Annotated in this window: 24 protein-coding genes; 13 read left to right on the top strand and 11 right to left on the bottom strand. The window is 57.2% G+C overall.

Going from position 1 to position 21984, the window contains the following annotated elements; genetic code table 11:
- Positions 1-8: 8 nt before the first annotated feature.
- Both ACR0MJ_RS19390 and ACR0MJ_RS19385 read left to right on the top strand, forming a co-directional pair.
- Positions 9-719, top strand: coding sequence for a DUF599 domain-containing protein (locus tag ACR0MJ_RS19390; RefSeq protein WP_170395190.1), 711 nt, complete (start codon positions 9-11; stop codon positions 717-719).
- Positions 720-754: 35 nt separating this feature from the next.
- Positions 755-1102 carry a hypothetical protein gene (locus ACR0MJ_RS19385; RefSeq protein WP_223117432.1) on the top strand — a complete coding sequence of 116 codons (348 nt, stop codon included), beginning with the start codon at positions 755-757 and terminating at the stop codon, positions 1100-1102.
- 3 nt (positions 1103-1105) lie between these two features.
- On the opposite strand, the gene ACR0MJ_RS19380 is transcribed toward ACR0MJ_RS19385, so the two are convergent.
- From ACR0MJ_RS19380 to ACR0MJ_RS19365, 4 genes are all read right to left on the bottom strand, one after another.
- Positions 1106-1591, bottom strand: coding sequence for a flavodoxin family protein (locus ACR0MJ_RS19380; protein WP_480762221.1), 486 nt, complete (start codon positions 1589-1591; stop codon positions 1106-1108).
- Between the two features lies 1 nt (position 1592).
- On the bottom strand, positions 1593-2063 hold the full coding sequence (gene rlmH, locus ACR0MJ_RS19375; protein WP_170515789.1) for a 23S rRNA (pseudouridine(1915)-N(3))-methyltransferase RlmH: 471 nt from the start codon (positions 2061-2063) through the stop codon (positions 1593-1595).
- 44 nt (positions 2064-2107) lie between these two features.
- Positions 2108-2467 carry a ribosome silencing factor gene (gene rsfS, locus ACR0MJ_RS19370; protein ID WP_039541351.1) on the bottom strand — a complete coding sequence of 120 codons (360 nt, stop codon included), beginning with the start codon at positions 2465-2467 and terminating at the stop codon, positions 2108-2110.
- 164 nt (positions 2468-2631) lie between these two features.
- On the bottom strand, positions 2632-3993 hold the full coding sequence (locus tag ACR0MJ_RS19365) for a mechanosensitive ion channel domain-containing protein (protein ID WP_170613609.1): 1362 nt from the start codon (positions 3991-3993) through the stop codon (positions 2632-2634).
- Positions 3994-4116: 123 nt separating this feature from the next.
- Here ACR0MJ_RS19365 and ACR0MJ_RS19360 point away from each other — a divergent pair, with 123 nt between their 5' ends.
- The 6 genes from ACR0MJ_RS19360 (at position 4117) to ACR0MJ_RS19335 (ending at position 9081) form a co-directional block, all read left to right on the top strand.
- Positions 4117-4212: an isopropylmalate isomerase gene (locus ACR0MJ_RS19360; RefSeq protein ID WP_260023663.1), complete on the top strand. Its 96-nt coding sequence runs from the start codon at positions 4117-4119 to the stop codon at positions 4210-4212.
- A 43-nt stretch (positions 4213-4255) separates the two neighbouring features.
- Entirely contained in the window at positions 4256-5659 is a 1404-nt protein-coding gene (gene leuC / locus ACR0MJ_RS19355) for a 3-isopropylmalate dehydratase large subunit (protein ID WP_170395174.1), read from the top strand.
- 38 nt (positions 5660-5697) lie between these two features.
- Positions 5698-6252 (top strand): HdeD family acid-resistance protein, encoded by a 555-nt coding sequence (locus ACR0MJ_RS19350; protein ID WP_170395171.1) that lies wholly within the window; start codon positions 5698-5700, stop codon positions 6250-6252.
- A gap of 42 nt (positions 6253-6294) precedes the next feature.
- Complete coding sequence (gene leuD / locus ACR0MJ_RS19345) at positions 6295-6900, top strand: 3-isopropylmalate dehydratase small subunit (RefSeq protein ID WP_480762220.1); 606 nt, start codon at positions 6295-6297, stop codon at positions 6898-6900.
- A gap of 331 nt (positions 6901-7231) precedes the next feature.
- Complete coding sequence (locus tag ACR0MJ_RS19340) at positions 7232-8062, top strand: hypothetical protein (protein WP_170395166.1); 831 nt, start codon at positions 7232-7234, stop codon at positions 8060-8062.
- A complete protein-coding gene (locus tag ACR0MJ_RS19335) occupies positions 8059-9081 on the top strand; it encodes an endonuclease/exonuclease/phosphatase family protein (RefSeq protein ID WP_480762219.1) in 1023 nt (340 codons plus the stop codon). The genes ACR0MJ_RS19340 and ACR0MJ_RS19335 overlap by 4 nt, the downstream gene beginning before the upstream one ends.
- 7 nt (positions 9082-9088) lie before the next feature.
- Here ACR0MJ_RS19335 and ACR0MJ_RS19330 read toward each other — a convergent pair whose 3' ends face one another.
- On the bottom strand, positions 9089-9994 hold the full coding sequence (locus ACR0MJ_RS19330) for a sugar nucleotide-binding protein (RefSeq protein WP_170515489.1): 906 nt from the start codon (positions 9992-9994) through the stop codon (positions 9089-9091).
- An 83-nt stretch (positions 9995-10077) separates the two neighbouring features.
- Here ACR0MJ_RS19330 and ACR0MJ_RS19325 point away from each other — a divergent pair, with 83 nt between their 5' ends.
- Positions 10078-10971, top strand: coding sequence for a LysR family transcriptional regulator (locus ACR0MJ_RS19325; RefSeq protein ID WP_170395159.1), 894 nt, complete (start codon positions 10078-10080; stop codon positions 10969-10971).
- Between the two features lie 6 nt (positions 10972-10977).
- Here ACR0MJ_RS19325 and ACR0MJ_RS19320 read toward each other — a convergent pair whose 3' ends face one another.
- Positions 10978-11505 (bottom strand): redoxin domain-containing protein, encoded by a 528-nt coding sequence (locus ACR0MJ_RS19320; RefSeq protein ID WP_170515492.1) that lies wholly within the window; start codon positions 11503-11505, stop codon positions 10978-10980.
- Between the two features lie 91 nt (positions 11506-11596).
- Between ACR0MJ_RS19320 and leuB the strand changes: the two genes are divergently transcribed.
- Positions 11597-12700, top strand: a complete 1104-nt coding sequence (gene leuB / locus ACR0MJ_RS19315; RefSeq protein ID WP_170626350.1) for a 3-isopropylmalate dehydrogenase — start codon at positions 11597-11599, stop codon at positions 12698-12700.
- A 58-nt stretch (positions 12701-12758) separates the two neighbouring features.
- On the opposite strand, the gene ACR0MJ_RS19310 is transcribed toward leuB, so the two are convergent.
- Positions 12759-14945 (bottom strand): transglycosylase domain-containing protein, encoded by a 2187-nt coding sequence (locus ACR0MJ_RS19310; RefSeq protein ID WP_480762218.1) that lies wholly within the window; start codon positions 14943-14945, stop codon positions 12759-12761.
- A gap of 257 nt (positions 14946-15202) precedes the next feature.
- Between ACR0MJ_RS19310 and ACR0MJ_RS19305 the strand changes: the two genes are divergently transcribed.
- Positions 15203-15541, top strand: a complete 339-nt coding sequence (locus tag ACR0MJ_RS19305) for a P-II family nitrogen regulator (RefSeq protein ID WP_039541190.1) — start codon at positions 15203-15205, stop codon at positions 15539-15541.
- Between the two features lie 33 nt (positions 15542-15574).
- The gene (locus ACR0MJ_RS19300; RefSeq protein ID WP_170395150.1) at positions 15575-16897 is read left to right on the top strand and encodes an ammonium transporter; all 1323 of its coding nucleotides are present in this window, start codon (positions 15575-15577) and stop codon (positions 16895-16897) included.
- A gap of 70 nt (positions 16898-16967) precedes the next feature.
- Here ACR0MJ_RS19300 and ACR0MJ_RS19295 read toward each other — a convergent pair whose 3' ends face one another.
- The 4 genes from ACR0MJ_RS19295 to ACR0MJ_RS19280 form a co-directional block, all read right to left on the bottom strand.
- Positions 16968-18152 (bottom strand): amino acid aminotransferase, encoded by a 1185-nt coding sequence (locus ACR0MJ_RS19295; RefSeq protein WP_480762217.1) that lies wholly within the window; start codon positions 18150-18152, stop codon positions 16968-16970.
- Positions 18152-19006: a 3-mercaptopyruvate sulfurtransferase gene (gene sseA, locus ACR0MJ_RS19290; RefSeq protein ID WP_170395143.1), complete on the bottom strand. Its 855-nt coding sequence runs from the start codon at positions 19004-19006 to the stop codon at positions 18152-18154. Before sseA ends, ACR0MJ_RS19295 begins: the two co-directional genes overlap by 1 nt.
- A 93-nt stretch (positions 19007-19099) precedes the next feature.
- Complete coding sequence (locus tag ACR0MJ_RS19285; protein WP_170395139.1) at positions 19100-19369, bottom strand: CBU_0592 family membrane protein; 270 nt, start codon at positions 19367-19369, stop codon at positions 19100-19102.
- Positions 19366-19941, bottom strand: a complete 576-nt coding sequence (locus ACR0MJ_RS19280) for a helix-turn-helix domain-containing protein (protein ID WP_480762216.1) — start codon at positions 19939-19941, stop codon at positions 19366-19368. The genes ACR0MJ_RS19285 and ACR0MJ_RS19280 overlap by 4 nt, the downstream gene beginning before the upstream one ends.
- A gap of 104 nt (positions 19942-20045) precedes the next feature.
- Here ACR0MJ_RS19280 and ilvD point away from each other — a divergent pair, with 104 nt between their 5' ends.
- Positions 20046-21878 (top strand): dihydroxy-acid dehydratase, encoded by a 1833-nt coding sequence (gene ilvD, locus ACR0MJ_RS19275; protein ID WP_170636495.1) that lies wholly within the window; start codon positions 20046-20048, stop codon positions 21876-21878.
- The last annotated feature ends 106 nt before the right edge of the window (positions 21879-21984 follow it).

The raw sequence follows: 21984 nt of genomic DNA, 5'->3' as shown, positions 1-21984 counted from the left end.
GTCGCGGCATGACCTGGATCGACCGCACATTACTGTTTTCCTCGCTGGACTATGCTGCCGTTTTGCTGTTGTTCGCGACATGGCTAGGGATTGGATGGAGGATCGAAAATCCGTCCTCTCAGAAACCGTCGGTTTCATTGATGATGGATGATTTCCGCAAGGTCTGGATGCGTGAAATGGTGACGCGCCAGCCGCGTGTGTTCGATGCACAAGTGATCTCGGCCATGCGCCAGGGCAGCACGTTCTTCGCTTCGACAATCATGATTGCAATAGGCGGCGGCTTGGCATTGCTTGGCAATACCGAACGCCTTGCTGGGGTTGCTGAAGATCTTGCCATCGGCCGTGCGCCTGCCATGGTTTGGGAAATCAAGATACTGATTATTCTGCTTTTTCTGTCGAACGCTTTTCTGAAATTTGTCTGGTCGCATCGCCTGTTTGGGTATTGCGCAATTCTGATGGCCGCTGTTCCAAATGATCCCGATGATCCACAGGCCTATCCACGCGCCACACAATCTGCTGATATCTGCATCACGGCGGCTCGTAGTTTCAATCGCGCGTTGCGGGCGACATATTTTGCGTTGGCTTCAATCGCATGGATACTTGGACCGGTAGCCCTGATCCTAAGCTCAATCGTCACATTCGGTGTGCTCTATCGTCGCGAATTCGCCTCGCATTCACGCACCGTAATCATGACTGCGCCACCAAACACAGAGTCGTGATCGCGATGCGATGCGCGAGCGCATAGTTTGACCCCATGCGATATCTGATTCTCAGCGCCTTACTGGCCAGCCCCGCATTCGCCGACCCTCCGATGGTCGAACAGGTTTCAGCCCAATCAAATGGGGATACCTGGCGGTTCGACGTCACGATCCGCCACTCCGACACCGGATGGGATGACTATGCCGATGGCTGGCGTGTTCTGGATATGCAGGGGAACGAGCTGGGGATGCGTGTGCTGCATCACCCTCATGTCGATGAGCAGCCCTTTACACGGTCACTTGGCGGGGTGGTGATTCCGGACGGGACCACGCAGGTGCAAATTCAGGCGCGCGACAATGTCGGTGGTTGGAGCGAAGACACGACCGTGGTCGATCTGAACTGACCCTCAGAACACCCCGAGGCTGAGACCTGCGGCCAAGGCCGCTCCAACCTCACGACAGTTTTCAAGTTGTTCTCCAGGAATGATCTTTTCGGCCAAGATCGCTTTGGGTGTTTGCGCATGAGTGCAGATGATCAGGGGCGGTTGCACCTCTTTCAACCGCCACCCCGTTGCGATCCGAGCCATCTGTCGCGCGGCATTCTCACCATCTGATCCGGCGCAGACCATCTGCGCATAGGGTCGACCTTCGATCCTCCCCAGCACAGGATAATAACAGCGGTCGAAAAACTCTTTCATCAGACCCGAAATCGCAGCCAGGTTCTCGGGTGCGCAGAAGATATAGCCATCGGCGGCCAGCAGGTCGTTTGGCCCGGCCTGATCGGCGGTTTTCAGGATGGTGTTCGCTTCATCCCGCGCTGCTTCGGCTGCGGCTTCAGCCATTTGCCGGGTGCCGCCGGTGCGCGAGTGGTAGACGATCAATAGCTGCGCCATGTCAGACCCGGTGATAAGGGCCGCCTGAAAGGATGGTCGCGGCCCGGTAAAGTTGCTCGGCCAGCATCACACGGACCAACATATGGGGCCAGACCATTGACCCAAAGGATAGGGAAAAATCAGCCTCCGCCCGCAGATTAGGGTCTATTCCGTCCGCTCCGCCGATGATCAGCGCCAGATCCTGTCGGCCCGCGTCGCGCCATCCACCCAGCTTTTTTGCAAATTCAGGCGAGGACAACACCCGTCCGCGCTCATCTAGCGTACAGATCACCACACCTTTAGGCAGCGCCTTGCGCAGCAGGGCCGCCTCGGCCCCCATGCCTGCGTTTTTCTTGTCTTCGACCTCGATCACCTTCGCAGGACCAAGGCCCAGCGCGCGGCCGGTCCTGTCAAATCGGGTCAGGTAGTCGTCAAGCAGGGATTTCTCCGGTCCGGCGCGCAATCGCCCGACCGCAACGATGCTGATACGCATGTCTCTCTCGCCTCCGACCCCTCAATACAGGCCGGGATAGCGCCTCAATTCGCCGAGGCGCTGCCGCCCTGAGGCAGCCACATCTTTTCCAGCTGATAGAATTCACGCACTTCGGGGCGGAAGATATGAACGACCACGTCGCCCGTATCGATCAGCACCCAGTCGCCGGCATCCTTGCCTTCGACCTTCGAGGTGAAACCGAATTCCTGCTTGATGCGATCCGTCAGCTTTTCCGCCATGGCCGAGACCTGGCGGGTCGACCGACCCGAGGCAATCACCATGTGATCCGCAACAGAAGACTTACCTTGCAGGTTGATCTGCACGACGTCTTCGGCCTTGTCATCGGAAAGTGAGGAAAGGATACGTTCAAGCAGCTTGTCGCTGATTGACTGAGAGTGGGCCATTACACCGGCCCCATCATCGGCGGGCAAACCCGCCTGTGTATGTAGAGACAGGACATAGTCCTCCTTTGCTGCGCGCCGTGAAACCCCGGCGCCGGGGTACTAATAAGGTAACAAGGGGATTGCAACATTTCAATGAAAGGGCCGACGCTGCGCCCCACATCCAGTCAATCTTTGGCGAGATGTTGCGCCTCGGCGTCGGCCTCCAGGCCGCCCAATACACGGATTTCACGCTGCGGGAACGGAAGCGAGATGTCTTCGACCTTGAACGCATCCCACAGCGCCAGGAAGACATTGCCTCGAATGTTTGTCAGACCCTTGTTCGGATCACTGATCCAGAAGCGCAACACATAGTCCACGCTGCTGTCACCGAAACCAGTGATATGGCAGACAGGTTCATGTTTGCCTCCACTCAGCACTCGACCAACCGTCTTGACGGCACGGATCGCTGTCGCGCGGACTTTGTGCGGGTCGTCGTCGTAGCTGGTGCCGAAATCAAGATCCAACCGCACGAAACGGTCGGAATGCGACCAGTTTACAACCTGATTGGTAATCAGATCTTCGTTTGGAATCAGATATTCCCGACCATCCCGCGTAACCACCGAGACATAGCGCGCGCCCAGCGCGTTAATCCAACCAAATGTGTCCCCGAGTGAAATCACGTCGCCCGGTTTGATCGACCGGTCCATCAGGATGATAATGCCTGAGATCAGGTTCGAAACCACTTTTTGCAGGCCAAACCCGATCCCGACGCCAATGGCCCCGGACAGCAACGCTATGCCAGTCAGATCAAACCCGAGGGTGCGGATCGCCGCCATGAACACCGCCCCGTAGAGCAGCACCTGAATACCCTTGGCCAGAAGAACCTGCATCGATGGGGTTATGTCTTGATTGTTCGTAAGGCCGCGCTCAGCCGCGCGTGTGCCGACACGCGCCAAAGTCAGCAGGACGCCGATCAGCAGTACAGCCTTGATGATGCCCAGCGCCGAGATATGAAGATCACCGATTGAAATGGCGACGCCATCAAGGAAACCGGCTACATCATCCGTCAGGTTCAACGCAATCAGCGTGGCATAGACCCACATAGACCATTTAAATATTTGTCGCAGCGTCCGGTTTCTCACCAATCGCGAAACCAACGCGATGGCCAGCCATGCAACAGCCAGCGTTGCGAAGACACCAAGTATATAGCTCCGCGACGGCCATGTGACCTGTTGCATCACCAGATAAAGCCCACCAGACAGCAACACAAAATAGACCAATGTCAGACGGCGCATCAGTTGTATCAATATCCGCAGACGCCATTTCGGCCATCCCACCCGGGCCCTCGCCCAGGTTTCCCATCGGCCCTGCGTCAGCAGTTTCAGCAAGAATGAGATTGCCCAGAGAAACAGGATGATGATGAGTTGATACTGCCGCCATCCTGGGGTGACGATCAACTCGACCAGACCTTCAATTTGCGAGGAAAACGCCGCCGTCATGTTGGCGTAAAGCTCCGAGAGCGTCTCCGGTAGTAAATCCTGGTTCATTCACCTCTCCTGCAGGTCAGCTTGGACAGCGATGCTGGATGATGCAAGCCCGCAGTGAGACGGTTGGGATTGAACCTTGATTGACACGAATGCCCGTTATATCTGGTGCGTATGAGACTCAATGTGGCCCAAGAACAGAATCTGGAAGATCGCGCGCGTCTGCGTGAACGGTTCTTTGGGGCTGCCCGCACGGTCTTGGCCCGCCTATCGGCGGCCTAAGCCAACTCGCCAGCTATTTCTCATTACATACGGGAGAGGACCGATGTCCCCCAAAACACTCTATGACAAGATCTGGGATGCCCATGTCGCCCACGAGGCCGATGATGGCACCTGCCTGCTGTATATCGACCGCCATCTGGTTCACGAAGTGACCAGCCCACAGGCGTTCGAAGGCCTGCGCATGGCGGGCCGCAAGGTGCGCGCGCCAGAAAAAACCATCGCCGTGCCGGATCACAACGTTCCGACCACGCCGGACCGTGTGAATGGTATCGAAAACCCGGAATCACGCATTCAGGTCGAGGCACTGGACAAGAACGCCAAGGATTTCGGCATTCACTATTACCCTGTGCACGACGTCCGTCAGGGCATTGTGCATATCGTCGGCCCCGAACAGGGCTGGACCCTGCCCGGCATGACCGTTGTTTGCGGCGACAGCCACACGGCGACTCATGGTGCATTCGGCGCTCTGGCGCACGGCATCGGCACATCCGAGGTTGAACACGTTCTGGCCACCCAGACTCTGATCCAGAAGAAGTCCAAGAACATGAAGGTCGAAATCACCGGCAAACTGCAGCCGGGTGTGACCGCCAAAGATATCACTCTGGCTGTGATCGGCGAGACCGGTACTGCTGGCGGCACAGGTTATGTCATCGAGTATTGCGGCGAAGCGATCCGCGATCTTTCGATGGAAGGGCGCATGACCGTCTGTAACATGGCCATCGAAGGCGGTGCCCGCGCTGGCCTGATCGCGCCGGATGAGACCACCTTTGAATATGTCAAAGGCCGCCCGCATGCCCCCAAAGGCGCGCAGTGGGAAGCCGCGATGGACTGGTGGAAGACGCTTTACACCGACGAAGATGCGCATTTCGATAAAGTCATCACGCTGCGTGGTGAAGATATCGCGCCGGTCGTCACTTGGGGCACCAGTCCCGAAGATGTGCTGCCGATCACCGCATCCGTACCGCATCCCGAAGATTTCGAAGGCGGTAAAGTCGACGCGGCCCGCCGTTCGATCGAGTATATGGGCTTGGAAGCCGGTCAAAAGCTGAGCGATGTTGAAATCGACACTGTTTTCATCGGCTCTTGCACCAACGGTCGGATCGAAGACCTGCGCGCTGCGGCGGAAATCCTGAAAGGCAAGAAGATCAAGGACGGCATGCGCGCCATGGTCGTACCAGGCTCGGGCTTGGTGCGTGCACAGGCCGAAGAAGAAGGTTTGGCCGAGATCTTCAAAGATGCCGGTTTCGAGTGGCGTCTTGCGGGCTGTTCAATGTGTCTGGCGATGAACCCCGACCAGCTGCAACCGGGCGAGCGCTGTGCCGCGACTTCGAACCGCAACTTCGAAGGCCGTCAGGGTCGCGGTGGGCGTACCCATCTGCTGAGCCCTGCAATGGCTGCCGCTGCGGCAATCACAGGACGGCTGACAGACGTCCGTGAATTGATGTAAGAGTCTCTCATATCTAGATATTTGATGGAGAGACTAACATGAGTGATTGGGTCAAATGGCTACTGCTTGGACTTTTGTCCATAGCATTCGGGGTGTTCGTATTGGGCGCACCGGTCGTGGCGTCCGTTGCCGTAACAGTAGTAACCGGTGTGTTGCTATTGATTGCGGGCGGAATGCAGATCGTTGGTGGCTTCACGGTTGAAGGCACTGGCAACAAGATCCTGTCACTCATCATGGGTGCGGTCATGCTGTTTCTGGGCTGGTCCTTTCTGGATCACCCGCTGCAGGGCACGCTGACGCTGGCAACTGTGATGCTGATCCTGTTCATGGCAGGCGGCATCGCGCGGGTCATTCTGTCGTTCCAGATGAAAGGAACGCAGTTTTTCTGGCCCACGATGATCTCGGGCATCTTGTCGATCATCCTCGCCGGCATCATCTGGACCTATGTGGGCAAGGAACCGGCTGCTCTGCTGAGCATACTCGGGATCTTCCTGGGCATTGAGATGCTGTTCAACGGATTCGGATTGGTCTTCATGGCGTTCTTCGTCAAGAACGCACCCAAGGACGAAACAACAGAAGCGAAAGAAGCTTAAACGCGGAGCACGGGCGCGGCCCTACCCCGCAGGAGTGTAGAAATGGAAAAGTTCGAAAAAGTCCACGGGGTGGCCGCCCCAATGCCACTGATCAATATCGACACCGATATGATCATTCCCAAAGTGCACCTGAAAACCATCAAACGCTCTGGCCTGGGTGTCGTGCTGTTTGATGAGATGCGCTATCACGATCATGGCGGCGAGAACGAAGATTTCGTTCTGAACAAACCCGCTTATCGCAACACCGAGATTCTGGTGGCCGGCGACAATTTCGGTTGCGGCTCGTCGCGGGAACATGCGCCATGGGCGATCAAGGATTTCGGCATCAAGGTGGTGATCTCGACCAGCTTCGCCGACATCTTTTTCAACAACTGCTTCAAGAACGGCATCCTGCCCATCGTAGTCGAAGAAGAGCATCACGCGATTCTTATGGATGACGCGCACAAGGGTGAAAACGCCCGCATGACCGTGCATCTGGAAGATCAGCAGATTACCACTTCGGATGGCATGGTCATCGAGTTCGACATTGACCCACACTGCAAGCACTGCCTGCTGAACGGTCTGGACGATATCGGCCTGACGATGGAAAAAGACCATCACATCGACAAGTTCGAAGATCATGCGAGTCAGGCCCGCCCCTGGGTATGATTCTGGGGACGAATCTGTTGATACTCAACCTAACAGGGTCGCAAGCGCGGCCCTGTTCGCATTCTTGGGGCAAAAACCCAGAGCACCACAACATGTAGGTATCAATTTGAGATACACGTCGGATTTGCGTCGAAATTGATGCAATCCCGCACCAGTTGCGCCATCATTTTGCCCGAAATTGCGTGTTATTTGCTCATTGGCTTGAGCGAAATACCGCTTATCGGCAAAGTTGGCACCCATGAGGTAGCCGCCAACGAACGAGCGGTGAGCACAAGTTGGACGATAAGTCGGCACAGAATCGACTACGCCGGTTTGAAAAAGGGTTCGGATTGTGATTGCACGCACAACGGGGGCGGCGATACGTGGATTATTGGTAGCACTTATGGTGCTTACCCCTGCGTTGTACCTGCCTACATCGACGTCGAATGGGACTGAGATTGTCGTCTTTCTGGCGATCCTTGCGTTTATCCTGACTTTCTCGGAATACAACTCGGCCTTTCCAAGCTTTATCGAGTTTCGTGACGCACCACCTGTGAACAGGCTGCGCTTTGTCGGTTTGATGTCGATGGTTACCTTCCTGACGCTGATCTGCAAAAACGCCTATGCCCCCTCGGAACTTACTGGCCTGTTTTATTCAGTTGGCCTGATGGTCGCGAATGTGGTGGATTTCCCCTACTCCCCCGTTCGTCTTGTGGTTTTGATGCTGCCCGCCGATGCCAGCCAGCCCCTCGTAGATTTGGTGCGTATCTCCGCCAGCGTCGCTTATGTCGCGGCCTTGGTTACCATCGCCAGCTTTGCCTATGCAGTGAAGCTTCGGGGATGGCCAACAGGCAACGGCGCGTTCAACGTCTGGACCAATCTACCGCTGTTTGACCCAACCAAGGGTGGTGATGTGGTCACCCGTCTGCAGCGTGACGGGCGGCTCAACATCGCAATTGGGGCTTTGCTGCCTTTCCTGATTCCCGCCCTGATCAAACTGATGGCTGCTTTCATCACGCCGATCGCGCTCAGCAATCCGCAGACATTGATCTGGACCCTTTGCGCATGGGCATTCCTGCCTGCCAGCATGATCATGCGAGGCATGGCGACACTGCGCATTGCCGGCCTGATCGTTGAGAAGCGCCGCGCATACTCAACTTCCGAGTCAACTCAGATCGCATGATCCGACTGCTGGTTCTGTTGCTGTTGCCGTTTACGGCACAGGCAGAGACATTGCGCATCGCAAGTTTCAATACGGAACTCAGTCGCGAAGGTCCCGGCCTGCTGCTGCGTGATATTCGGCGGAACGACCCTCAGGTCGCTGCGGTGATCGAGGTGCTGATGACAACCCGTCCCGATATCGTCGCGCTGCAAGGCATCGATTGGGATTTAGACGGGCTTGCCCTTGCTGCGCTGGTCGAGGCGCTGAAAAGCAACGGCTTGGATTATCGATACAGTTATGCCGAGCAACCCAATTCCGGGATCGAAACCGCGTTGGATCTGGATGGGGACGGCGAGACGGGCGGCCCGGGCGATGCACAAGGCTGGGGGCGGTTCACCGGCCAGAATGGGCTGGCAGTGCTGTCCCGCTATCCTATCGCTAACGATCAAGTGCGGTCATTCACCCAGTTGCGGTGGCGCGACTTGCCGAATGCCCAGCTGCCAGCCGAGGATGGAGAGCCCTTCCCATCACCACAAGCGCAGGCTGTTCAGCGGCTGTCTTCTACATCGCATTGGGTCGTTCCGGTCGACACCCCGAGTGGTCGCCTAAACCTGATGACGTTTCACGCCAGCCCGCCTGTCTTTGATGGACCTGAAGATCGGAACGGACTGCGCAACCGGGATGAAATTCGGCTCTGGTCGCTTTTGCTGAACGGTGATCTGGGTAAGAAACCTATGGAGCGTTTTGTCATCGCAGGTGATGCGAACCAGGATCCTTACAATGGCGAGGGTCGCAAATCGGCAATCCGTGATCTTCTGGCCAATCCGCAACTGCAGGATCCGATGCCTGTTGACCCTGCGGGGTCAACTTCAACAGTTTTGTGGAAGGGCGTTGGCGAGATGAGAGTGGATTATGTCCTGCCTTCCGCGGATTGGCGCGTGCACGATGCGGGCATCTACTGGCCGGAACCTGCATCCCGTGACGCGGCTGTTGCCGCAAGCCGTCACCGGCTTGTCTGGGTCGATCTGATCGACAATTAGACCACGGTCATGACCGCAACGCTGTGCCCATTCGTTGGGGAGATTCAGCAGACACGGGTGCGGGAACGGCGTTCCTCAACGCCTCGCTCAGATCAGTCTGTGTAAATTCCTGCAGCAGCGCATCAAAGAAGTGCTCGTCCAGCCGGTGCGGTGTGTCCCACAGATACCTCATCTCGAGCAAATGCGGTGCCATCCGCCAGAACGGGCGGGCCAGTTGCAGGGGCCACCACGCCATCTGTTTAAGGGTAAGCTCACGCCCCACAACCTGCGAAAGCGCCAATGCCATTTCATTGCCGGTCAAGGTGTATCCAGCATAGGGGACATCGCAGAAACGCGGTAGCAGGTTGCGCATTTCTGCCAATTCCACAGCAGCGCGAGTTAAATCGGGCAGATAGGCCCAAGCATGCTCGATATCCGGATTGCCGGGATACACAAAGCGCCCGCGCCGCAAGTGTTTGATGAGAATCTGATCGAACCAATTGCCAGAAGCCGTGGTATCTATGAAATCACCTGCCCGCAACATGATGGTCCGAACCGACGAGGCACGATAAGCCTCTTCCATCTCGATCCGAATGCGTCCCAGCGGATTTCGCGCAAGATGCGGTGTCCTGGTAGACCAGGGGCCGGGCGTATCCGCACCGAAAACATAAACGTTCCCCGGGACAATGACCGTCAAGTCACGCTCTGATGCAGCGGCGATTACCTGACGATGCAACTCTGGCACCTGCTCCGCCCAGTCGGGGTAAAGCGGGTTCCAGGCGTTCACGATGACGTCTACTCCATGTAGCGCCGCGCGCAATTCCTCCCTGCGTCGATCAAACTTTTGCACAATCCATCCCGCATCCGAAAAAGCTCTTGCAGCGTTGCGTCCAAATCGACCGGTGGCCCCGAGAATAAGTACCGTTTGTGGCATTGATCCCTCCGTTCCGGATCAATCTATTCATTCACGATGTTTTGGAAATTGCGAAAAATCGCAGATTATGTATTCGTTTTTGAATGGCTAAAACACTCCAACTATCCGACTGGTCCTTAGTTCAAAGCTTTCTGGCGGTTGCCGAAACCGGCTCACTATCCGCAGCCGCAAAGCAACTGGGTCGCAGCCAGCCGACGCTTGGTCGTCAGGTGCATGCGCTGGAAGAAGAATTGGGGGTCTCGCTGTTTGATCGTCACGCGCGTGGACTGACGCTCAGCGAGGTGGGGCAGCAAGTGCTGCCAATGGCGCAGCAGATGTACAGCGCAGTCAATGCCCTGGGGCTGACGGCAGCGGGTCAGGCGCAACAGCTGGAAGGGTCGGTCAGGATCACCGCTTCGGTATTTGTATCGCATCACCTGTTGCCGCCGATACTTGCCGCAATCCGTGAGGCAGAACCGGCGATTCAGCTTGATCTGGTCGCCTCGGATGCCAGCGAAAACTTGCTGTTCCGCGAGGCCGATATTGCCGTGCGCATGTATCGGCCCGAACAGGTCGACATCGTGGCAAAGCATATCGGCGAGGTGCCGTTATGTTTCTGCGCCGCCCAAAGCTATCTGGATCGTGCGGGGCGACCAACAACGCCGACAGAGCTGATGCAGCACGACCTTGTGGGATTTGACACCAATGAAGACATTATCACCGCTATGCGGAACAAGGGCTGGCCTGCCAGCCGGGACAGCTTTGCCACGCGATGCGACAACCAGACTGCCTACTGGGAATTGATCCGCGCAGGGTGTGGTGTTGGCTTCAGCCAACTCAGCATCGCGCAGTCCGATCCTCTGGTCGAAGTGCTAGATATTGATGTCGAGATACCGGTGCTGCCGGTCTGGCTGGCTGCCCCTCAGGCGATGCGACAGACCCCGCGCATTCGCAGAGTCTGGGATCTGCTGGCCGACGGGTTGAAGGCCCGGCTTTAAAACCGCCTACAGCGCGCCGGTATAGGTGCCGCGCGCAGGATAGTTATTGGCCAAGGTGAATTTCAAACCGCCGACGATGTCCGACATCGGCGGCCGCGCAAAAGGCGTTGTCTGCTGCCAGACGTAATAGAGGGTCTGATCAGGTTTGATATAGAAATGTCCCGGCTCAGCGAACAACGCTGGCTCGGCACTACCTTCACGAGCCACCGAGATGTTCAGGCCCCAGACATCCCGCGCGTCGGCCATGGACAGGCCGTATCCTACGCGCAGCTTCGACACTCCGGCCTTCTCAACCGTCTCGGCCGCACGTTCGTCGGTATCCGTGGTGATCATGATCACCTCAATCCCCAGCTCGGCGAATTCATCCAGCGCAGCCTCGACCTCACCCATTTGGCGAACGCAGATCGGGCAATGCAGACCGCGATACTGAATCACCAGCGTTCCGTTTTCGCCAGTGTCGCGCTCAAGATCAAAGGTGCCATGGCTTACTGTTTCGATTTTTAGCGATGGGGCCGGATTTCCGGGTGTCAGCATGTGGTTTCCTCGTGATTTGATGGGTTCGTCTCATTGACCCGATGCGCCGCAAACGCTAGGGCCTGTGCGACAAAACGCAAGGAGACTGTCGATGTCCAACCCCTCGCTCCTCATCCTGCCCGGAGACGGAATTGGCCCGGAAGTTATGGCCGAAGTGCGCAAAATCATCGATTGGTTCGGCGCCAATCGCGGTCTTCAATTTGACGTGAGCGAGGATCTGGTCGGCGGCGCTGCCTATGATGCGCACGGGAAGCCCCTATCGGATGAGACCATGGCCAAGGCACAAGAGGTCGACGCTGTGCTGCTGGGGGCTGTTGGCGGCCCTAAGTATGACGATCTGGATTTCAGCCTGAAACCCGAACGCGGACTGCTGCGTTTGCGCAAGGAAATGGACCTGTATTCCAACCTGCGCCCAGCTCAGTGCTTCGACGCGCTGGCGGATTTCTCGTCGCTGAAGAAGGATGTGGTCGCTGGCCTCGATATCATGATTGTGCGCGAGCTGACATCTGGCGTGTACTTCGGTGAACCGCGCGGCATCTTTGAAGAAGGCAATGAGCGCGTTGGCATCAACACCCAGCGCTACACCGAATCCGAGATCGAACGCGCCGCACGTTCCGCGTTTGAGTTGGCGATGCGCCGGAATAAGAAACTGTGCTCGATGGAAAAAGCCAATGTGATGGAATCGGGCATCCTGTGGCGCGAGGTCGTGACACGTGTCGGTCAGGAATACCCCGAGGTCGAGCTGTCACACATGTATGCAGACAACGGCGCGATGCAGCTTGTGCGCGCGCCCAAACAGTTTGACGTGATCGTCACCGACAACCTGTTTGGCGATGTACTATCCGATTGCGCAGCGATGCTGACCGGGTCTTTGGGCATGCTGCCGTCTGCCTCGCTGGGCGCACCGATGGCGAATGGCCGCCCTAAGGCCATGTATGAACCCGTTCATGGCTCGGCCCCGGATATTACAGGTCAAGGCAAGGCCAACCCAATTGCGTGTATCCTCAGCTTCGCCATGGCACTGCGCTACAGCTTTGATCAGGGCGACGAAGCGGATCGTCTGGAAGCGGCGATCGAGAAGGTTCTGGCCGACGGCGTTCGCACAGCTGACCTGCTGGCCGAAGAAGGGGTTGAGCCGGTTTCGACCAGCGAAATGGGTGATGCAATTCTGGCAGCGCTAGACGAAAGCGTCTGATCTTACGATCATTCAGACTAGCAAAGGCGGTGCCCAGCGCACCGCCTTTTTTTGTTCGTCAGTTTCCGAAGATGTTGTTTAGCAGGTTGTTGATCGCACGGTCCAAACCGGTTTGATTCTTACGGCGCTGTTGCTGCGGCTGCGCGGTTCTAACCGGTGGGTCCGGCGCCAACATGGGCAACGGCGTGGGCGTCATCCCTTCTGTCACGCGCAGCATGGTCTCTTTCCATATCTCCGCCGGCAAGCCTCCACCCGTGACACCTGACAACGGCGTATTGTCATCATACCCCATCCAAACGCCCGTAACGTAGTCCGCGGTAAATCCGATAAACCAGGCATCCCGCGCGGCCTGGGTCGTGCCGGTCTTGCCCGCCACCTGCCAGCCCGGCAGCTTCGCGCGCCCACCCGTACCTTCAGAGACCACACGCTCCATCATCCAGGTCAGTTGTTTGGCGGCCTTGTCGTTGATGACGCGTTCACCGATACCGGTTGTCGTGATCATAACTGGATCGGTCTCACCAAGCAGCTTCAACTCGGTCAGACCATAGGGTTCCACCGCTGAACCGCCGTTCAAGATACCGGCGTAAGCGCCCGTCATCTCTATCAGCGTGCTTTCCGATGCGCCGAGCGCCAGCGCGAGTCCCTCGGCCAGATCACTTGAAAGGCCGAAACCACTGGCAACCGTGCGCACGTTGTCCAGCCCCGAGATATCCGCCACTTTCACTGCGGGAATATTCAACGAATTCTTCAACGCATCTGCTAATGTCACCCGGCCATAGAACTTATTGGTGTAGTTCTTCGGGCACCACTGACCTGAACCTGCGATGTTCCAGCAAGTTGGTTCATCCATCACCGTGTCCAGCGGTGAATATCCCAACTCCAAGGCCGTCGCATAGACAAACGGTTTGAACGACGAACCCGTTTGACGCAGAGCCTGCGTAGCCCGGTTGAACGCCCCCGAAACACGGGTCTTGCGCCCACCGACCATACCTCGAACCGCGCCATCCGCTGACATCACCACAATAGCGGCCTGTGCTTTGGAGCCTTCGCGCACTTTCTCCTGGAAGATGAATTTAAGCGCCTCTTCCGCTGACGTTTGAATGCGCTGGTCCAGTGTGGTTCGGATCACCACGTCCTCGGTTGTGTTACGTGTGAAAAACTCAGGCCCGCTGGCCATGACCCAATCGGCAAAGTAACCACCAGCACGCGCGGCAGCGGCCTCGGACAACTGCGCCGGACGGCTGCGGGCCTCGCTGGCCTGCGCGCTGCTCAGATAGCCCTGAGCCTCCATCAGCCCAACCACCAAACGTGCCCGATCTTGTGAACGTTGCAGGTTGTTCGTTGGCGCATAGCGTGTCGGGGCCACCAATAGACCTGCCAGCATTGCTGCCTCGGCCGGAGACACTTCGGCTGCTGAAATACCGAAATACCGCTGGCTGGCGGCCTCGAAGCCGCGGGCTCCCGCACCGAGGAAGGCGCGGTTCAGATAGATCGTCAGAATTTCATCCTTGGAGTATTTGACCTCCATCGCAATGGCATAAACTGCCTCTTTCGCCTTGCGCCATAGCGAACCCTGACGGCAATCGGCTTCATATGCAGCCTCAGACTCCCATTCGCTGGGCTCATAAGGCACACCCAGGCATAGAAGTTTCGCGGTTTGCTGGGTGATCGTTGAACCACCGTGACCAGACAGCGGTCCACGTCCTTCACTCAGGTTGATGCGTACCGCGCTGGCGACACCGCGCGGGCTGACGCCGAAATGGCGGTAGAACCGTTTATCCTCGGTTGCGATCACGGCGTTCTTGAGATGCGGCGAAACTGTATCCGCCGTAATCACGCCGCCAAACTGATCGCCGCGCCAGGCAAAGACCTTGCCGTCGCGATCCAGCAAGGTCACCGAACCACGTGCCCGCCCATCAAGCAGGGCATCGACATCCGGCAATGAGGTGTAAACAACACCCACCGCCAGCGCCAACAGCAACCCCGCCACTGCGCCGACCCTCCAAGTGATCCCCCAAATTATGCGCCAGAGCCAGCGGAACAGCCGGCGGAAAATGCCACCGCCCTTCCCACCAGAACTGCGCCGCGTTTTCTTCCGCGCCGTTTTGCGCGGAGCGGCTTTTCGGGCCGTCGACTTCTTACCAGCGGGTTTTGCAGCCCGCTTGGTCGCCGTAGGTTTTCGACCTTTGGACGGGTACCTTTTATCCGCGACAAGGCGCGATTTGCGACGGTTGGACTCAGTCATGCTCAAACTCTGCCCGGTTATGCTTTTGGGGCACCATACCCCGCCGGAACGGCCATGTAGAGGTGTGAAATACCCGTATTTCCCCTCACAAGTTTGCCTATATTTTCACCAAATAGCGTGTTTTGTGCAAAAATTGTGCATAATTGCTGATTTTTTACCCTCATTTACCCCCCGAAAACGTTCCATCTGAACCTCCGTCGCGCATTTTTCTGCAGATGCAAAATACCGGGCCGCCCGGAGTAGTAGAGGGGAAAGACGTGAAACTGATCATTGCGACAATCAAACCGTTCAAGCTTGAGGAGGTGCGCGAAGCGCTGACCAATGCAGGCGTGCGCGGCATGATGGTGACTGAGATCAAAGGGTTTGGCTCGCAATCGGGTCACACCGAGATTTATCGCGGTGCCGAATACGCCGTGAATTTCGTTCCCAAGATCAAGCTTGAGATCGTGGTGCCCGCCACCATGGCCGACCAGATCGTCGAAACCATCACCACAACCGCCAAGACCGGCAAGATCGGCGACGGCAAGATTTTCGTCCTCGATGTCGAGCAAGCCCTGCGCGTGCGGACCGGGGAAACCAACGAAGAGGCGCTTTAAGCGCGCTTACTCACAATCACTCGAGGACTAACAATGAACCTGATGAAATCTCTCATCCCTGCTGCTGCGATCGTCGCACTGCCGCAGATGGGTCTTGCGCAAGAGGCCGCTACCGGAGAGCCCGCGCAACACACCCAATATATCTTCACCACGCTGCTGTTCCTGATGGGCGGTTTCCTGGTGTTCTTCATGGCTGCAGGCTTTGCCATGCTCGAAGGCGGGCTGGTGCGGTCCAAGAACGTCGCGATGCAGATGACCAAAAACATCGCGCTGTTTTCAATCGCCGCGATCATGTACTGGCTGATCGGCTTCAACCTGATGTACCCCGGTGATGGTTGGACCATTTCTGGCTGGCTGGGCCCGTTCTTCTCGACCACCGTGCTTGACCCAGTGGGTGTCGGTGCAGATGCTGCGGCGCTTGACTACGCCTCAATCGGTTCGGATTTCTTCTTCCAACTGGTCTTTGTCGCAGCGACCGCCTCGATCGTGTCCGGTGCGGTGGCTGAACGGATCAAATTGTGGCCCTTCCTTGCCTTCGTTGTTGTCCTAACCGGCATCATGTACCCGATCTCGGGCTCGTGGCAGTGGGGTGGTGGTTGGCTGTCCGAAGCAGGCTTCTCGGACTTCGCTGGTTCGACCATCGTGCACTCGGTCGGTGGCTGGGCGGCTCTGGCAGGTGCTCTCATCCTTGGGCCGCGTATCGGTAAGTACAAGGACGGTAAAGTGCACCCGATGCCTGGTTCGAACCTGGCTCTGGCCACTCTGGGTACCTTTATCCTGTGGCTGGGTTGGTTCGGCTTCAACGGTGGTTCGCAGCTGGCGATGGGCACTGTAGGAGATGTCTCGGACGTATCGCGCATCTTTGCCAACACCAACATGGCTGCTGCATCTGGAGCCGTTGCCGCCCTTATCATGACACAGCTGCTGTACAAAAAGCCCGACCTGACCATGGTGCTGAACGGCGCGCTGGCGGGACTGGTGTCGATCACTGCTGAGCCGCTGGCCCCAACCCTGTTCGGCGCTCTGTGGATCGGTGCTGTGGGCGGTATCATCGTGGTCTTCGCGGTTCCGATGCTGGACAAGTTCAAGATCGACGACGTAGTCGGCGCCATCCCGGTCCACCTGTTCGCTGGCATCTGGGGCACCATCGCCGTGATCTTCTATGGCGAAGCCAGCCTGATCACTCAGCTGACCGGGATCATTGCTTATGGTGTCTTCACCTTTGGTGCTGCTCTTATCCTTTGGTCGATCCTGAAGGCCACCGTAGGTATCCGTGTTAGCGAAGAGGACGAGATCAACGGCCTCGACATGGCTGAACTGGGTATGGAAGCGTATCCGGAATTCTCCAAGGGCTAATAGCCAACCAAGTAAAAACAAAAAAACCCGGGCGTTCGCGCCCGGGTTTTCCTTCATTCAAAGATATCGCTCAGACGCCGACATCTACAATCGCCTGCGCCAGAATGGGCACAGTATTGGCGTTCAAACCAGCGATGTTCAGGCGGCTGTCACCGACCATGTAAATGCCGTGATCGGCACGCAGCTTTTCAACCAGTTCTGGCGCGGCACCCAGTCGCGAAAACATGCCGCGATGCTGGGCGATAAATCCAAATCGATCCGATCCACTAAGGCTCTGCAGCTCATCAGCCAGTTGCTGACGCAGGCCCAGCATGGAAAGGCGGACATCTTCCAATTCGGTCGCCCAATCTGCCCGCAGAGCATCGTCATTCAGGATCGTCGTCACCACCCGCGCGCCGTGATCAGGCGGGAATGAGTAGTTCTGGCGGTTCAGAAATGCCAGCGTAGACTGGTTCAGTGCAGTCTGTGCCGGATCGTCACTGATCGCCATCAGCAGGCCGGTGCGTTCGCGGTAGACGCCGAAGTTCTTCGAACAAGACGCCGCGATCAGGCAGCGCTTCACTGACGATGCGACCAGACGGGTTGCCTGCGCATCTTCTTCCAGACCGTCGCCAAAGCCCTGATAGGCGATGTCAATCATTGCGACGAGGCCACGCGCGTTGATCAGGCTCACGACCTCTTGCCATTGCACCATATTTAAGTTGGCACCCGTTGGGTTGTGGCAACAGCCGTGCAGAAGAACCACGTCGCCTGCATTGGCAGTTTTCAGGTCCTCGATCATACCGTCGAAATCGACGCCACGCGATTCTCCGTCGAAATAACGGTATTGGACTGTCTCGATCCCTAGATAGTTCAGGATCGACAAATGGTTCGGCCATGTGGGGTTCGACACGAAAACACGCGCGGTGGGGTTGGCCATACGGATCATCTCAAACGCCTGACGGCAGGCTCCGGTACCACCGGGGGTGGCTACGGCTGCAATGTTGCCACGCGGGACAGAATTTCCGAGGATCAAGTCGATCATCGCGTCCGCAAAGGCTGGATCACCAGCCAGACCGGTATAAGCCTTGCTCTCCTGCTCTTCGAGAATACGCTTTTCAGCTGCTTTCACCGCGCGCATCACCGGAGTGACCCCCTCGGCATTCTTGTAGACGCCAACGCCCAGATCGATCTTGTGATCACGTGGGTCGTCGCGGTACATCTGCATCAATGCCAGAATCTTGTCTGCTGGCTGCGGTTTAAGGTTCTCGAACATCAGTTCTCTCCGGTTGCGACGGGCAGGGTTGGGAAGGCACCCCATTCAGCCCAGGAGCCGTCATAAAGCGCGTGGTCTTTCTTGCCCATGCGTTCCAATGCAAGGCTGAGAATTGCGGCAGTCACACCAGAGCCACAGGATGTGATCGCGGGTTTCGATAAGTCGACGCCGGCATCTTCAAAAACCGCGCGGCAGTCTTCGGGCGACTTCATCGTGCCATTCTTGTTCAACAGCATTCCAAAAGGCACGTTGCGCGAGCCTGGGATATGACCCGAGCGCAACCCCTCGCGCGGTTCGGCTTCGGTCCCGAAGAAACGGGCCGCCGAACGGGCATCGATGATCTCGTGATCCGCAAGCTTCGCGGCTGATGAAACTTGCGTCACATCGCGGACAAGGTGGTTCTGAACCCGCACCGTCATATGACGGTCGCGAATAATGGGGGGCAGGTCTTCGATCTCGCGCCCTTCGGACTGCCATTTTGGCAGTCCACCATCCAAAACGGCAATATTGTCCTGTCCCATCAGACGGAACAACCACCAGACCCGCGCCGCCGACATCAGCCCCGCACCGTCATAGACCACGACCTGATGGCCATCGCCAACGCCCATCGCGCGCAGGCGCGACATGAACTTCTCGACCGGAGGTGCCATATGCGGCAAGTCGGAACGATGGTCGGATATCTCATCAATATCAAAGAACCGCGCACCAGGGATGTGGGCAGCGTCATACTCTGCCTTGGCGTCTCGCGCTTGCTGCGGCAGGTACCACGACCCATCCAGAATCCTTAGATCCGGATCCTTGAGATGTGCGGCAAGCCATTCGGTAGAAACGAGGGTTTTTGGATCGTCCTGCATCTATGCCTCCCCTAAGCGAGCTTGGGTTTTCCCTATACTTGGCAGGATGCAGGTTCAAGGCTGGATAGCGCTAGCGTCCCGACCACACTGGATTTATCGCAAACGACGCAGGCGATAATACTGGATGATCCCAATAACGCTGATGATGATCCAGAAGCCTTCGATCAGCATCGACGCCAGATTGAAGTTCTGCAGCAGTGAGAACACGATCAGCACCGAACCGATAAGATTCACCAGCGGAAAGGCCAGATCCTCCGAGTTCATCACTCGCATCTGGGTCGCAAAATATGCCGCAACAACGATCAAAGCCCCGAATGAGCCGATGGCATCGACGACGGTCAAACTGTCCAGTAGTGCGGTCATTGTATGGGGCTTTCCGATTCTGAAACTTCCGCTGGTTGCGAATAGTGGTGCATATTTAGAAAAGCAGCTCCCTGATCACCAGCGCGGTATCCATGCGGCACATCCGCAGAAAATCGCAACCCTTGACCGGATTGTAGCGGAACCCAGTTTCCATTTCGCAGCACGTCCAAAGCTCCGCTCAGAACAAAAACCTCTTCGGTTACGCCTGCTGCATGGGCCGGAGATTCGTGGCTTTGATTGGGTGACAACTCGACATGAAATGTTTCGGCCCCCAATGCGGGATCAAAAGGAAAGACAATCTTGACTTCGATGCTTCCCGGAAATCTCACGGTACTGAACACATCGGCATCTGTCGTGTCACGCATTGCAGCAGTGCCAATCAAAGCACTCAGCGGGAGCTGGAAACCCTTCGCGATCTTCCACAGGGTTGCGATGGTCGGGCTTGATTCGCCACGCTCGATCTGGCCCAGCATAGCTTTGCTGACCCCGGTGAGTTCCGCGACTTTTGACAGGCTCAGCCCTGATGCCGCCCGCACATCCCTTAGTTTCAGCGTTAGTTCGTCCGATTCCATAGCCGCGCCCTGCGATTTGCCTTGTGCGTTATAACGTACATATGGTACGTGCGCTATAACGTACACACCCAATATCGCAGTTTGGGCAATAGGGATACAGCATCATGCCAATGTACCGATCCAGAACCTCCACCCATGGCCGTAACATGGCCGGTGCCCGCGGCCTGTGGCGCGCCACCGGTATGGGAGACGACGATTTCGGCAAACCGATCATCGCCATCGTCAACTCGTTCACCCAGTTTGTACCCGGTCACGTCCACCTGAAGGACCTGGGACAGATGGTTGCGCGTGAGGTTGAGGCCGCTGGCGGTGTCGCCAAAGAGTTCAACACCATCGCGGTCGATGACGGCATCGCCATGGGCCATGACGGGATGCTGTATTCGCTGCCCTCGCGTGAGGTGATTGCGGATTCTGTTGAATACATGGTTAACGCCCACTGCGCGGACGCTATGGTCTGTATCTCGAACTGCGACAAGATCACGCCCGGCATGTTGATGGCGGCCATGCGTCTGAACATCCCTGCGATCTTTGTCTCGGGTGGACCTATGGAGGCGGGCAAGATCGACATCGCCGATCTGGACGCCAAGAAGATCGACCTTGTCGACGCGATGGTTGCCGCAGCGGATGATCGATTTACCGATGAGCAGGTGCAACACATTGAAGAAAACGCCTGTCCAACCTGTGGTTCATGCTCGGGCATGTTCACCGCGAACTCGATGAATTGTCTGGCGGAAGCACTGGGTCTGGCGCTGCCGGGCAATGGCTCGACCCTGGCCACACATGCCGACCGTAAAGAGTTGTTCTTGGAAGCTGGTCGCCGCATCGTCGAGATCACCAAGCGCCACTATGATCTAGACGAGAAAGGCTTCCTGCCGCGTGAAATCGCCACGTTCGACGCGTTCGAAAATGCCATGAGCTTGGATATCGCAATGGGTGGATCGACCAATACGGTGCTTCATTTGCTGGCCATCGCGCACGAAGGTGAAGTGCATTTCACCATGTCCGACATGGACCGCCTGAGCCGCCAAGTGCCCTGTTTGTGCAAAGTCGCGCCCAACATCGAAAACGTGCACATGGAAGACGTCCACCGCGCTGGTGGCATCTTCTCGATCCTTGGTGAACTCAGCCGCGCAGGCTTGCTGCATGAGGATTGCCATACAGTGCATTCGGGCACCATGGGCGAAGCAATTGCCAACTGGGACATCAAAGTCGCCAACAACCCGAAGGCTCAGGACCTATTCAAAGCGGCGCCCGGCGGCGTGCGTACTACACAAGCCTTCAGCCAGTCGAATCGCTACAAGGAGCTGGACACTGACCGCGAAGGCGGCGTGATCCGTTCGAAAGAGCATGCATTCAGCCAGGATGGCGGTCTGGCAGTATTGTTTGGCAATATCGCGCGCGACGGCTGTATCGTGAAAACTGCGGGTGTGGATGAGAACATCCTGAAATTCACAGGCTCAGCTTATGTCTGCGAAAGCCAGGACCAGGCTGTCAATGACATCCTGACCGGCAAGGTCAAGGAAGGTGACGTGGTGGTGATCCGCTACGAAGGCCCGCGTGGTGGGCCGGGAATGCAGGAAATGCTGTATCCGACTTCGTATCTGAAATCCAAGGGGCTGGGCAAAGCCTGCGCGCTGCTGACTGACGGTCGTTTCTCGGGTGGCACCTCGGGCTTATCAATCGGCCACGTCTCGCCCGAAGCAGCGGAAGGTGGTGAGATCGGTTTGGTGAAATCCGGCGACACGATCGAAATCGACATTCCCAACCGCAGCATCCATCTGGCGGTCTCCGACGAAGACCTGGCCGCGCGGCGCGAAGAGCAGGACGAGAAGGGCTGGCAGCCCGTTGCACCACGTAAGCGTAAAGTGTCCACCGCGCTAAAAGCCTATGCCAAATTGACGACCAGTGCCGCAAAAGGTGCCGTCCGTCAGGTCTAAGCACTGCGGGTGAGCGAACACTCCCGCACCCGATACATGCAATCGGCTGCGCCGATTCCACTTTCGGAATTTGGGCCCGGCGCCGCGCTTTGCGCGGCGCCGGGCC

The sequence above is a fragment of the Ruegeria sp. C6 genome, from assembly GCF_056537625.1.
The sequence above is the reverse complement of the archived record's forward strand: the minus strand, read 5'-3'. Positions and strand labels throughout refer to the sequence as shown.

What these genes read in the sequence shown, in the direction of transcription:
- ACR0MJ_RS19380 (WP_480762221.1), bottom strand. Translation starts at nt 1,591, where the DNA reads ATGGCGCAGCTATTGATCGTCTACCACTCGCGCACCGGCGGCACCCGG.
- leuB (WP_170626350.1), top strand. Translation starts at nt 11,597, where the DNA reads ATGTCCAACCCCTCGCTCCTCATCCTGCCCGGAGACGGAATTGGCCCG.
- ACR0MJ_RS19330 (WP_170515489.1), bottom strand. Translation starts at nt 9,994, where the DNA reads ATGCCACAAACGGTACTTATTCTCGGGGCCACCGGTCGATTTGGACGC.
- ilvD (WP_170636495.1), top strand. Translation starts at nt 20,046, where the DNA reads ATGCCAATGTACCGATCCAGAACCTCCACCCATGGCCGTAACATGGCC.
- ACR0MJ_RS19335 (WP_480762219.1), top strand. Translation starts at nt 8,059, where the DNA reads ATGATCCGACTGCTGGTTCTGTTGCTGTTGCCGTTTACGGCACAGGCA.
- ACR0MJ_RS19325 (WP_170395159.1), top strand. Translation starts at nt 10,078, where the DNA reads ATGGCTAAAACACTCCAACTATCCGACTGGTCCTTAGTTCAAAGCTTT.
- ACR0MJ_RS19365 (WP_170613609.1), bottom strand. Translation starts at nt 3,993, where the DNA reads ATGAACCAGGATTTACTACCGGAGACGCTCTCGGAGCTTTACGCCAAC.
- ACR0MJ_RS19300 (WP_170395150.1), top strand. Translation starts at nt 15,575, where the DNA reads ATGAACCTGATGAAATCTCTCATCCCTGCTGCTGCGATCGTCGCACTG.
- ACR0MJ_RS19350 (WP_170395171.1), top strand. Translation starts at nt 5,698, where the DNA reads ATGAGTGATTGGGTCAAATGGCTACTGCTTGGACTTTTGTCCATAGCA.
- ACR0MJ_RS19280 (WP_480762216.1), bottom strand. Translation starts at nt 19,941, where the DNA reads ATGGAATCGGACGAACTAACGCTGAAACTAAGGGATGTGCGGGCGGCA.
- ACR0MJ_RS19385 (WP_223117432.1), top strand. Translation starts at nt 755, where the DNA reads ATGCGATATCTGATTCTCAGCGCCTTACTGGCCAGCCCCGCATTCGCC.
- ACR0MJ_RS19320 (WP_170515492.1), bottom strand. Translation starts at nt 11,505, where the DNA reads ATGCTGACACCCGGAAATCCGGCCCCATCGCTAAAAATCGAAACAGTA.
- leuD (WP_480762220.1), top strand. Translation starts at nt 6,295, where the DNA reads ATGGAAAAGTTCGAAAAAGTCCACGGGGTGGCCGCCCCAATGCCACTG.
- rsfS (WP_039541351.1), bottom strand. Translation starts at nt 2,467, where the DNA reads ATGGCCCACTCTCAGTCAATCAGCGACAAGCTGCTTGAACGTATCCTT.
- ACR0MJ_RS19285 (WP_170395139.1), bottom strand. Translation starts at nt 19,369, where the DNA reads ATGACCGCACTACTGGACAGTTTGACCGTCGTCGATGCCATCGGCTCA.
- leuC (WP_170395174.1), top strand. Translation starts at nt 4,256, where the DNA reads ATGTCCCCCAAAACACTCTATGACAAGATCTGGGATGCCCATGTCGCC.
- ACR0MJ_RS19390 (WP_170395190.1), top strand. Translation starts at nt 9, where the DNA reads ATGACCTGGATCGACCGCACATTACTGTTTTCCTCGCTGGACTATGCT.
- ACR0MJ_RS19310 (WP_480762218.1), bottom strand. Translation starts at nt 14,945, where the DNA reads ATGACTGAGTCCAACCGTCGCAAATCGCGCCTTGTCGCGGATAAAAGG.
- ACR0MJ_RS19295 (WP_480762217.1), bottom strand. Translation starts at nt 18,152, where the DNA reads ATGTTCGAGAACCTTAAACCGCAGCCAGCAGACAAGATTCTGGCATTG.
- sseA (WP_170395143.1), bottom strand. Translation starts at nt 19,006, where the DNA reads ATGCAGGACGATCCAAAAACCCTCGTTTCTACCGAATGGCTTGCCGCA.
- rlmH (WP_170515789.1), bottom strand. Translation starts at nt 2,063, where the DNA reads ATGCGTATCAGCATCGTTGCGGTCGGGCGATTGCGCGCCGGACCGGAG.